Origin of the sequence: Streptomyces sp. ICN903 (assembly GCF_022015835.1) — a bacterium.
Classification (GTDB): domain Bacteria; phylum Actinomycetota; class Actinomycetes; order Streptomycetales; family Streptomycetaceae; genus Streptomyces; species Streptomyces fenghuangensis.
Genome location: NZ_JAKMAY010000193.1, coordinates 1 through 11,350 on the forward strand (window position 1 = coordinate 1; position 11,350 = coordinate 11,350).

Consider the following 11,350-nt stretch of genomic DNA (forward strand, 5'->3'; position numbering starts at 1 on the left):
GGGCGGGCGGAACGGGGATCCGCCGGGGCCGCCTGACCGGCCCCCGGCCGGCCTTCTCCGCCGCCGCTCCCGGGACACCCTCCCGCGGGCTTTCCCCGCATACCCGTATCTCCGTGTCCCCGCACGGGAATTTCCGGGCCCGTGACGCCGATTCGGTGTCTCCCGGCTCCTTCCGGCACCCAATTTATTCGAACTGATTTCGAACGCGCGGCCAAGTACTGATCCGTAGTCAACCAAAAGGCGACCGAATGCCCGTTTCCCGGCCGTCCGAAACCTGCCGAAGATTGTCGCCGTCGCATACCGCCGGGTACAGTCGCCGCACTGCTCCGCCCCTGTCGTCGAGGCGAAAGAGAAGTTGGTGGTGAACGACCGTCACCTGTCGGGAGTCTCGACCCCCGCCGATTCCCCCGCCGACTCCTCGTACGGCCCCTACGGCTCCCCGTACGACCAGTCCGCGTACGGCTACCAGGGCTCGCAGGACACCCCGTACGGCTACGTCACCGGCACCTCCGAAGCCCTCGGCGCCGCGTACGGCGACGGCGACCCCCTTTTCGGGGCGATGCCGGGCGACACCTCCCAGACCCCCGCCGACCAGCGGTTCTCCTCCGGCGGCTGGACCGGGGACACCGGGCAGCACGCCGCCTACGACGGCTACCCCGCCGGCTCCTGGACGCACGCCCCGGCGCAGCCCGCCGAGTCCCCGGACGGCAGCGGCCACGGCTGGGCGGAGACCGGCTACGGCACGGGCGTCCACACCGGCCCGGCGGTCCCGCCCGAGACCCCCTGGAGCGGGGACACCGGGCAGCACGCCGTCCACGAGGGCTACTCCGACGGCTACTCCGCCGGCTCCTGGGACGAGTCCGGCTCCCACCCCGCGGTGGAGCCCGGGGCCGGCGACGGACGGTTCCACGGCGAGAACGGCGAGTACGACCAGTACGGCGAGCACACCGGATACGGCGAGTACGACCAGTACGGCGAATACGCCGGGTACGGTGCCCACTCATCCGCCGACACGGACGGAACCGGCGCCTTCCCCGCCCCAGAACCCGAACCCGGCCACGGACCGGCCGAGTCCGCCGACCCCACCGACTCCACCGAGCGGCCCGGCACCTCCGACCCCCTCGACCTCCCCGGCCCGGCCGGGCCGGAGGAGCACGAGGAGGATCCGCGGAGGTCCGGGCCGCCGGCACGTCCGGCGGGTTCGCGCCGCCGCCGCTCCGCGCGGCCGAAGCGCTCGGCGCTGCTCACCGTCGCCGTGCCGTCCGTCTGCGTCATGGGCGTGACCGCCGTGGCCGCCGCCTCCGTCGGCGGTGTCGGCGACGAGGCCGAGGACACCACCGCCCAGGCCGCCCCCGACGCCGTCTCCGCGGTCAAGTCCAAGGCGGCCAACAGCAAGCTCGACACCCAGCTCGCCGGACTCTCCGACGAGGCCGAGGGTTTCGCCGACCGCGCCAGCCGCACCCAGGAGCGCATCGACCTCAAGGAACGCCAGGAGGCCGAACGCAAGCGCAAGGCGGCCGAGGCGGCGCGCAAGGAGGCGATGCGCCCCAAGTTCGCACTCCCGGTGGCCCAGCACGGGCTCAGCGCGTACTACGGGCAGGCCGGCATCAACTGGGTGTCGCTGCACACGGGCATCGACTTCCCCGTCGCCTACGGCACCCCGGTCATGGCCGCCACCGACGGCACGGTCAGGACCCAGTGGCACAGCGCCTATGGGAACATGGCGATAGTGACCGCGCCCGACGGGACCGAGACCTGGTACTGCCACCTGAGCAGCACCCGGATCCGCTCCGGCTACGTCAAGGCCGGCGACACCATCGCCTACGCGGGCAACTCCGGCAAGTCCACCGGTCCCCATCTGCACTTCGAGGTGCGGCCGGCCGGCGGCGCGGCCATCGACCCGCTGCCCTGGTTCCGCGCCAAGGGCCTCGACCCCACCTGATCCCGCCCGCCCCGGCCGACGCGCCGTCAGCGCCGCCGGCCGGGGCCCGCAGCTCCCTCAGAGCTCCCTCAGAGCTTCTCCACCGGGGCGTACCGCAGCAGCAGCCGCTTCGGCTTGTCGCCGCCGAAGTCGATGGTCGCCTCCGCGTTGTCCCCGCTGCCCTTCACCGCCACGACCCTGCCCAGCCCGAAGCTGTCGTGCGTCACCCGGTCCCCGGCCTCCAGCGCGACGACCGGGCGGTCCTTGGCCCGGCCCGTGGCGAAGCCGCTCGGACCGCGCCGCCGCGAGGCCGCCGGGCCGGACGGGAACGACGAGGACAGCGACGACGAGAGGGAGGACGCCGTCGACGACAGCCCCCCGGCGCCGCCCCTCGCCCCTCCGCCCGGCGCGGCCATCGGCCCCGTGCGCTTCCACTCCAGGTACTGCTCCGGGATCTCCTCCAGGAAGCGGGAGGGCGGGTTGTACGCGGGCTGCCCCCATGCGCTGCGCATCGCCGAGCGCGTGAGGTAGAGCCGCTCGCGCGCCCGTGTGATGCCGACGTACGCCAGGCGCCGCTCTTCCTCCAGCTCCTTGGTCTTGCCCAGGGTCCGCATGTGCGGGAAGACGCCGTCCTCCATCCCGGTCAGGAAGACGACCGGGAACTCCAGGCCCTTGGCGGTGTGCAGCGTCATCAGCGTCACCACGCCCGATCCCTCGGTGTCCTCGTCCGGGATCTGGTCGGAGTCGGCGACGAGGGCCACCTGCTCCAGGAACTCAGCGAGCGTGCCCGGGTTCTCGCCGCGCTCCTGCTCGAACTCCAGCGCCACGGCGGCCAGTTCCTGGAGGTTCTCCACCCGGGTCTCGTCCTGCGGATCGGTGGACGCCTGGAGCTCCGCCAGGTATCCGGTGCGCTCCAGCACCGCCTCCACCACGGTCGCCGGCCCGGCCCCGGACTCCACGACCGTGCGCAGGTCCTCCATCAGCGCGTTGAAGCGCTTGACGGCGTTGGCCGAGCGGGCCGCCATGCCGTACGCCTCGTCGACCCGGCGCAGCGCCTGCGGGAAGGTGATCCTCTCGCGCAGCGCCAGCGCCTCGATCATCGCCTCGGCCCGGTCGCCGATGCCCCGCTTGGGGACGTTGAGGATGCGGCGCAGCGGCACCGCGTCCTCGGGGTTGGCCAGCACCCGCAGGTACGCCAGGACGTCGCGGACCTCCTTGCGCTCGTAGAAGCGCACCCCGCCGACGACCTTGTACGGCAGGCCGACCCGGATGAAGACCTCCTCGAAGACACGGGACTGGGCGTTGGTGCGGTAGAAGACGGCGACGTCGCCCGCCTTCGCCTCGCCCGCGTCCGTCAGCCGGTCGATCTCCTCGGCGACGAACTGCGCCTCGTCGTGCTCGGTGTCGGCCACGTAGCCCGTGATGCGCGAGCCCGCCCCGGCATCGGTCCACAGGTTCTTCGGGCGGCGGTTCTCGTTCCGCTCGATGACGGCGTTGGCGGCCGAGAGGATGGTCTGGGTGGAGCGGTAGTTCTGCTCCAGCAGGATGGTGGTCGCGTCCGGGTAGTCCTCCTCGAACTGGAGGATGTTGCGGATGGTGGCGCCGCGGAACGCGTAGATCGACTGGTCGGCGTCGCCGACCACGCACAGCTCGGCGCGCCCGCCTCCGATCGCGCCCCCTTCCGCTCCGGCCGCCTCCCCCTCGCCGCCGTCCACGCCCACCAGTTCCCTGATCAGGGTGTACTGGGCGTGGTTGGTGTCCTGGTACTCGTCGACCAGCACATGGCGGAAGCGGCGGCGGTAGTGCTCGGCGACGTCGGGGAACGCCTGGAGCAGGTGGACGGTCGTCATGATGATGTCGTCGAAGTCCAGGGCGTTGGCCTCGCGCAGCCGCGCCTGGTACATCGTGTACGCCTCGGCCAGCGTCTTCTCGAAGCCGTCGGATGCCCTGGCCGCGAAGTCCTCCTCGTCGACCAGCTCGTTCTTCAGGTTCGACACCTGGGCGCTGAACGACTTGGGCGGGAAGCGCTTGGGGTCCAGCTCCAGGTCCCGGCAGACCAGCGCCATCAGACGGCGGGAGTCGGCGGCGTCGTAGATCGAGAAGCTGGAGGTGAAGCCGAGCCTCTTGCTCTCGCGCCGCAGGATGCGCACGCACGCGCTGTGGAAGGTGGAGACCCACATCGACTGCGCGCGCGGGCCGACCAGCTCCGCAACGCGCTCCTTCATCTCGCCCGCGGCCTTGTTGGTGAAGGTGATCGCGAGGATCTCCCCGGGGTGGACGCCGCGCGCGCCCAGCAGGTGCGCGATGCGGTGGGTGAGCACCCGCGTCTTGCCGGACCCGGCGCCCGCGACGATCAGCAGCGGCGAGCCGGTGTGCACCACGGCCGCGCGCTGCTGGTCGTTGAGCCCCTCCAGCAGGGCGGCCGGGTCGACGACGGGACGGGCCGCGCCGTTGCCGTAGTGGGCGTCGCGCACCCCGCCCGCGCCGAAGGCGCCCGCGAAGAGGTCGTCGGGGACACCGTCCTCCGGCGGCGCGGACGCATCCTCCGGTGGAGGAGGCGGCTCCTCGTCCCCGGAGGGCTCGAGGTCGGCCAGGAAGCTGTCGTCGAAGAGGCTGCTCATCGCCGTCGAGTCTAGGACGCCGTGCCGCCGGGCGGGGCGGCGCTCCTAAGATGGCGGGCATGACCGACGTCCCCGCGCCCCGCCCACGTCCCGGCTCGGAACTGCGCGCCGGGCACACCGACCGCGAGGCGGTGGCCGAACGGCTGCGCGAGGCCGCCGGCGACGGCCGCATCGACCTGGAGGAGCTGGACGAGCGGCTGGAGAAGGCGTTCGCCGCCAAGACCTACGGCGATCTGGAGGCACTGGTCGCGGACCTGCCCGGCCAGGACCCCGCGGGTCTGGCCCCGAGCGACCGGGAGCCGCTGGCGCTCAGGACGGTCGCCGGGGACGTCCGGCAGGACGGCCACTGGGTGGTGCCGGAGCGGATCACCGCCAAGACCACGCTGGGGCGGATCGTGCTCGACTTCACGCGGGCGGAGTGCCGCCACCGCGAGGTCTTCGTGGAACTGGACGCGGGGATGGGCGAGATCAAGGTCGTCGTGCCGCGCGGCTGGACGGTGCGGGCCGAGGGGGTCACCTCCGGAATGGGCTCCGTACGCAACCGGGCCACCGAACCGCCCGTGCCCGGCATGCCGGTGCTGCGGATCAGCGGCGGCTCCAAGGTGGGGACGATCGTCGTGCGCCACCCGTACCGCTGGCCCGGGCGCCGCTCCCGCGACTGAGCGCCGCCGTCTCCGCCGCGGCCGGTTCTCCCGAAACGGACGATAACCGACCGATAACGAATCGGTTTCGGGATATACCGAACACCAGTCTTCACAGGAGCCCCACCGGTGCTCTACGGTCCAGCGTCAGGCGGCCCGGACCCCTCGCCGGCGACAGCGCCGGCACGGGCGGCCTCCGCCGAGCCCGGCCGTGCGGCCGGGGCCGGGGACCCAATCCCCACGGGGTGAATCGGGCCCGCGGGCCCGTAGGGCGGACTTCCGACGCCCGAACCCGTCAGCTAACCCGGTAGGCGGTGTTCCACGGAAGGAGCGCTCGCCTTGGCGTCGCACCGCAGACCGCGTACCCCCCTGCTGTCCCCCTCCTCCCGGCGCGGAGCGGTCGGGCTCACCACCGCGGCCATCGCCTCCGCGACCCTCCTGTCCCAGGGCCCGGCCCATGCCTCGCCCGAGGACGACAGGCCCTCGATCGAGGAGGTCCGCGAGCGGGTGGACGCGCTGTACCGGGAGGCGGGCAGCGCGACGCAGAAGTACAACGCGGCCAAGGAGAGGACGGACGAGCAGCGCGAGAAGGTCGACCGGCTCCTCGACGAGGCGGCCGAGCGCACGGACAGGCTCAACGACGCCCGCCGGAAGCTGGGCGGCTACGCCACCGCGCAGTACCGCACCGGAGGGGTCTCCGGCACCGCGGTGCTGCTCCTGTCCGACAATCCCCAGGACTTCTTCGGCCATAAGCACCTGATGGACCGGATCACCGACCGCCAGCGCCAGGCCGTCGACGACTACCGGGACCAGCAGCGCGCCGCCCAGAAGAAGCGCTCGGAGGCCTCGGCGAGCCTGGCCGAGCTCACCGACGCGCAGGAGGAGCTGGCGGACAGCAGGAAGACTGTCCAGGGCAAGCTGGCGCAGGCCCGCAAGCTGCTGTCCGAGCTGACCGCCGAGGAGAAGGCTCGCCTGGCCGCTGCCGAGCGCAAGCGGCAGGAGGAGGCCCGCCGCAAGGCGGCCGCCGCCGCTGCCGAACGCGAGCGCCGGGAGGAGGCCCGCCGCGAAGCCGCCGCCGAGAGCGGGGAGCAGGCCGAGGCTCCGGCGGACAGCGGCACGGGCACGGGCACCGGCGGCACGGACACCGGCACCGGCACCGCGGACGGCTCCTACGCCGCGAAGGCCGACAAGGTGCTCGCCTTCGCCGAGGCCCAGCTCGGCAAGCCGTACGTCTGGGGCGCCACCGGCCCCAACTCCTACGACTGCTCGGGTCTGACGCGGGCCGCCTGGCTCAGCGCCGGCGTCTCACTGCCGCGCACCACCTACGACCAGGTGGAGGCGGGCACCCGGATCGCCAGGGCCGAAATGCGGCCGGGCGACCTGGTCTTCTTCTACGACGACATCAGCCACGTCGGCATCTACGCGGGCGGCGGCCAGATGATCCACGCGCCGAAGCCGGGCGCCGAGGTGCGCTACGAGTCCGTCGACCACATGCCCTTCCACAGCGCGGTCCGTCCGGCCTGAGACGAACGGCCCGGGACGAACGGAGGGCGGCGGTGCCTCGCACCGCCGCCCTCCGCGGGTGTGACCGGCTACACCCACATGACGGCGATGAAGATGTTGGCGACGGTGAGCAGGCCGATGGTGCCGAACAGCGGCGCGGGCAGCCGCTCCTCGTCCCGCTTGACGTAGACCAGGCCGAGGATCGCCACCAGCAGGGCGAGTTTCACGCCGATCTTGATGTGGTTGACGGTCTGGCCGTCGGCCTCGTTCAGGCCGACCAGGGCGATGCCCGTGACCAGCATGGTGAGGGCTCCGTGCAGCATCGCCGGGACGATGCGGGCCTCGCCGGCCCCCATGGCCTTCATCTGGGTCATGAAGCCGCCGAGCAGGGCGCCGATGCCGACGATGTGCAGGCCGACGAAGAAGTGGGTGAGTGCCTCCATGGCAGGCGAGCGTATCCGGGGGCCCTCCGCCGCCCTCGGCCAGGGCGCTCATCGGCTCCCACCTCCGCGCCGGTCGCGCACCCCGGGCCGGCCGAGGAGGACTGAACGGCCTCCGTCACCCCCGGGAGGCACACCGTCCGCCGGGGCGGCTCACTCGTCCGGGTGGTGAACGCGCGGCGCTCCCGGCAGCGCCTCCCCACCCCGCCACCACCGCGAACCGGCCTCCGCACCCGGGAGGACAGGGCCGGGGCGGGCCGGGAACGGGCCGGGAGCGAGCCGTGGAACAGCCGGGAACGACCGGGAACACCGCCCCGGCCCCCTTCCCGTAGGGCACAATTCCCTCCCGTTGCCGGAGAGTCGGCGGCTCGGGGAGAGCCGGGGAGAGGTGGGTCGACAGTGGCCGTGGACACGGCGCGGGGCGGCGGTACGGCGAGCGCGCCCCCGAAGGGGACGGCGAGGCCGTCCGGCACGGCGGACGGCACTCCGCCGGCCGGGGACGGCGGCTGCGCCTGTACGGACTGCCCGCACGGGGTGCGGGAGGGCCGCCGCCGCGCACTGGCCGAGTTCCGGCGGCGGCGCGACGAACTCGCGGCCGGTGCCGGAGTGCCCGCGGCCCTCGCCCACTCGCCCGGCGCCTCCCGCCAGTGGGTCTCCGACGAACTGACCCAGGCGGCCCGCACCGTCGCCGAACACACCCGCGCGGAGGCCGCTTTCCGGCTGGGCGGGCTGTGGCGGCGCACCGCCGCCGCCGTCTGGGGCGCGGTCGCGCTGCTGCTGGCCGGCCAGGCCGTCACCGCGGTGCTCGGCGCGGGCTGGACGACCGGGCGTACCGCCGGGCTGGCCGCCGCGCTGGTCTGCGCGGCCGCGCTGACCGCCGCCGCACTGCTGCACCGGGCGCGCGGCGGGGTGCTGGCGCCGGTGACCGGCGAGGACGGGCGGCTGTCCACCTCGCGCACGGTCGCCGCCGTCTGGGTGCTGCTGGCCTCCTACTCCGTGCTGGTCGTCGCCGTCGGACTGGCCCTCGCGCCCGGCGCGGACGCGCCCACCCGGCTGCTCGCCGGCCTGGACCTGGGGCGCGGCGCCGGGCTGCTGACCGTCCTCGCCCTGTGCTGCGCGGTCGCCGTCACCGTGCACCGGATCGTCGCGCTGCGGGTGCGGGCGCAGCGCCTGCAGAAGGTGCGCGCCGACCGGCCGCGCGCCGCCGACCTGCTCACCGACGACGGCGGGCGCGGCTCCTTCGCGGACGTGCAGTACGTGGCGGTGTGCTCGGTGGCGGCGGTCCTCGCGGCGGTACGGCTGGCCCGCCGGCCCGGCGAACTGCCGGACCTGCCCTGGGGGCTGGCGCTGCTGGTGGCGATCTCGGCGCTGACGTACCTGGCCGGGAAGTACTCCGAGGGCGGTCGGCCCGTCATCCTGTCCGTCGTCCGCTCCCGCGAGGTGGGCGACCTGGACTCGCCGATCCGCACCGGCGACGACATCGAGATCCGCGGCTCGGGCTTCGTGCCGCCCGGCGCGGAGGCGCCGGACCGGCTGGCCCGGACGACGGTGCGCATCGGCGCCGTCCACGTCCACGTCCCCCTGGTCCCGGTGGCCGGGGGCTTCGCCAACCCGGCCGACACCGTGCTGACCGTCCCGGTGCCGGTGGACGTCGAGCCCGGCCGGGTGGAGGTGCAGGTGATCACCGCGGCGGGCGTGGAGACCAACCGCTACTCCATCGACGTCCTGGACTGACAGGCCGCCGGAGAGCCGGACCGCCGGAGAGCCCCGCCCGTGCCCGCGCCCGCCGGGAGAGGGGACACCGGCGGGCGCGGGCGGCTGGAGGGGGTCGCTCAGCGGCTGCTCAGCGGTTGTCCGACATCGGCTCAGCGGCGGCTCACCGGTAGGTGATGTCGGAGGCGGAGTAGAGGCAGTGCTTCCCGTCCGGGCCGCTGCCGATCTTGGACGGCTCCTTGCCGCTGCTGTTGCCCTGGTAGCGCTCGCAGGGCGTGATCTTCTTCTTGGAATCGCCGGTGATCGTGATGTTCCGCAGGGTGGCGGTGTCCCCGTAGTTGCTGTTGATGCCGACCAGGGACTTGCCGGGCGCGGTGACCGTCACACCGTCGACGACGACGTGCCGGGTGTACTGCTTCTTGCAGTTGCCGCAGGCGCGCACCAGCTTGCCGAAGTCGGCCACGTCGAAGTTCTTCACCGTCAGCGTGCCCGCGCCGTTGAACTGGAAGACCTTGTCCGAGGCCTTGCGGGCGCCGCCGCCGGTGACGGTGTACTTCGCCGAGGACGAGGTGCCCTTGAAGCTGGCGGCGTCCTCGCCGACGTCCTCCCACCACACGTTCTGCAGGGTGCAGCTGCCCGTGCAGTGCACGCCGTCGGCGGCGGGGGCGCCGAGGATCACGTTCTTCAGGACGGCCCCGTCCTTCAGCTTGAAGATCGGGTCCTGGCCCTCGTCCTGGCCGTCACCGCCCAGTTCGCCGCTGCCGTAGTAGCGCTTCATGCCGCCGTCGAGGGTTCCCGACACCTCGATGGTGGAGGAGACGGCCTTCGTGCCCTTGGCGGTCGGCCAGGTGGCGGCGGCGCCCGCCGACGACGTGAGCACGGCGCCGGTGGCGACCGCCGCTCCCGCCGCCACGGCGGCGGTCAGGGCCGCGACGGTGCGGCGGCGGGTGAACCGCCTGCGGTGGCCGCCGCGCTGATGGCTTCTCAGGTTCATAGGAGGGTTCCCGACTCTCGTGGGGGGTGTTCGCAGCCTCATGTCGCCGCAGGGGCCCGGAAGGTTGCCGCCGGCGCGGAATTTTCCCCGCGCCGGCGGGAGACGGGGCCGGAGACTTAAGAAACAAGGTTTCGCAAGCGGTTACTATGCTCAGCGCCCCATGCCGGGCATGAGCACACCAAACGGAGGCTCGCCATGGTCCTGGACGACGCGTCGGCCGAGTTCCATGACTTCTTCGAGCGCCACCACGCCGAACTCGCCCGCCTCGCACACATGCTGACGGGCGAGCCGGACGCGGCCGAGGACCTGGCGGCCGACGCGCTGGTCGAACTCTGGCACCGCTGGGACCGCGTACGCCGCGCCGACCACCCGGTCGCCTACGCCCGCGGCGTCGTCGCCAACAAGGCCCGCTCCCGCATCCGCGGCGCGGTGCGCGAGCGGCGCCGCATGATGCTGTTCCGCCTCCACCGCCCCGAGCGGGTGGACGATCCGGACGTGGCGGCCGTCGTGGACGTGCGGACGGCCCTGGCGAGGCTGTCCTTCGGCAAGCGCGCCTGCGTGGTGCTCCGCTACGCCCTCGACCTCTCCGAGAAGGAGACCGCGCTCACCCTCGGAGTGTCGGTGGGTACCGTCAAGAGCCAGACGTCCAAGGGCATGGCGGAGCTGCGCCGGCTGCTGGGCACACGGACCGCCGGCGAACTGGTGGGAAGAGAGCACTGAATCGATGGATCCCCTGCACGAGCTGCTGCGGGAAGAGGCCGGCTCCTACCGGCCGGACCGGGCGCGCATGTACGCACGGGTGAGCCGGGCCGTCTCCGCCGGGCCGGACGGCGGCCTCGGCCGCTCCCGCGTCCGGGCGCGCGGCGTGCCGTGGCCCCGCGTCGCCCTCGTCACCGTGGTCGCGACCGCGGCGCTCCTCGCCGGCGCCCACGCCCTCACCTCCCCGGTGCGCGAGGACGGCCCGGCGCGGGAGGTGGCCACCGGCCCGCTCCCGGCCCCGCCCGGTCCGGACGCCGCACGGTCCTCCCCCGCCGGCCGGGCCCCGGACGCGCCGGGCAGCGGGCCACTGCGCTCCGAGGGCGCCGTCGACCCGCACAGCAACGCCTACTGGGCGCAGAGCAACGTCACACTCACCACCCGCGAGCCCCTCACCTCGCTCGTGCTGGAGGTGCGGATCGCCCAGACCGGCGGCGTACGGCACACCGGAAGCTGGCGGACCCTGCCCGAGGACGACTTCACCGTCACCGCGCGCGAGACCGGCGGCGCGCTGGTCTACCGCTGGACGCTGAAGGAGGGCCGGACCGTTCCCGCCGGACGGCACGTCTTCGCCGCCCAGTACGACCACGCGGCCGGTGCGCGGGAGACGGCGGGCGACGGCTACACCGCGACCGCCTCGGCGGCGGACGGCGAGCACACGGTCCGGGGCTCCTTCCCCGAACCGTCCGGCTGACGGCCGTCCGGCGGCCGGACGCACACCGCCCCACCGCCCGCGGTCCCCGCCGGCTCCTTCACCGGAC

The 11,350-nt window shown here is 73.7% G+C and carries 9 protein-coding genes and 1 riboswitch; of the genes, 6 read left to right on the forward strand and 3 right to left on the reverse strand.

What is annotated here, in order from left to right; translation table 11 throughout:
- The first annotated feature begins 361 nt into the window (after positions 1 to 361).
- A complete protein-coding gene (locus tag L7D48_RS19110) occupies positions 362 to 1,942 on the forward strand; it encodes a peptidoglycan DD-metalloendopeptidase family protein (RefSeq protein ID WP_237880678.1) in 1,581 nt (526 codons plus the stop codon).
- 68 nt (positions 1,943 to 2,010) lie between these two features.
- Here L7D48_RS19110 and pcrA read toward each other — a convergent pair whose 3' ends face one another.
- Complete coding sequence (gene pcrA / locus L7D48_RS19115; RefSeq protein ID WP_237880679.1) at positions 2,011 to 4,542, reverse strand: DNA helicase PcrA; 2,532 nt, start codon at positions 4,540 to 4,542, stop codon at positions 2,011 to 2,013.
- 59 nt (positions 4,543 to 4,601) lie between these two features.
- Here pcrA and L7D48_RS19120 point away from each other — a divergent pair, with 59 nt between their 5' ends.
- Both L7D48_RS19120 and L7D48_RS19125 read left to right on the forward strand, forming a co-directional pair.
- Positions 4,602 to 5,204, forward strand: a complete 603-nt coding sequence (locus tag L7D48_RS19120; RefSeq protein ID WP_237880680.1) for a DUF1707 domain-containing protein — start codon at positions 4,602 to 4,604, stop codon at positions 5,202 to 5,204.
- Positions 5,205 to 5,370: 166 nt separating this feature from the next.
- A riboswitch (cyclic di-AMP (ydaO/yuaA leader) is annotated at positions 5,371 to 5,512 on the forward strand.
- A 10-nt stretch (positions 5,513 to 5,522) separates the two neighbouring features.
- Positions 5,523 to 6,707 carry an NlpC/P60 family protein gene (locus tag L7D48_RS19125; RefSeq protein WP_237880681.1) on the forward strand — a complete coding sequence of 395 codons (1,185 nt, stop codon included), beginning with the start codon at positions 5,523 to 5,525 and terminating at the stop codon, positions 6,705 to 6,707.
- 68 nt (positions 6,708 to 6,775) lie between these two features.
- On the opposite strand, the gene L7D48_RS19130 is transcribed toward L7D48_RS19125, so the two are convergent.
- On the reverse strand, positions 6,776 to 7,129 hold the full coding sequence (locus L7D48_RS19130) for a hypothetical protein (RefSeq protein WP_237880682.1): 354 nt from the start codon (positions 7,127 to 7,129) through the stop codon (positions 6,776 to 6,778).
- Between the two features lie 396 nt (positions 7,130 to 7,525).
- On the opposite strand from L7D48_RS19130, the gene L7D48_RS19135 reads away from it, so the two are divergent.
- Positions 7,526 to 8,860: a hypothetical protein gene (locus L7D48_RS19135; protein ID WP_374492840.1), complete on the forward strand. Its 1,335-nt coding sequence runs from the start codon at positions 7,526 to 7,528 to the stop codon at positions 8,858 to 8,860.
- A 142-nt stretch (positions 8,861 to 9,002) separates the two neighbouring features.
- Here the strand turns inward: L7D48_RS19135 and L7D48_RS19140 are convergent, their stop codons facing one another.
- On the reverse strand, positions 9,003 to 9,833 hold the full coding sequence (locus L7D48_RS19140) for a pectate lyase (protein WP_237880683.1): 831 nt from the start codon (positions 9,831 to 9,833) through the stop codon (positions 9,003 to 9,005).
- 195 nt (positions 9,834 to 10,028) lie between these two features.
- Here L7D48_RS19140 and L7D48_RS19145 point away from each other — a divergent pair, with 195 nt between their 5' ends.
- A complete protein-coding gene (locus tag L7D48_RS19145) occupies positions 10,029 to 10,553 on the forward strand; it encodes a SigE family RNA polymerase sigma factor (RefSeq protein WP_237880684.1) in 525 nt (174 codons plus the stop codon).
- 4 nt (positions 10,554 to 10,557) lie between these two features.
- Positions 10,558 to 11,283, forward strand: a complete 726-nt coding sequence (locus tag L7D48_RS19150; RefSeq protein WP_237880685.1) for a hypothetical protein — start codon at positions 10,558 to 10,560, stop codon at positions 11,281 to 11,283.
- The last annotated feature ends 67 nt before the right edge of the window (positions 11,284 to 11,350 follow it).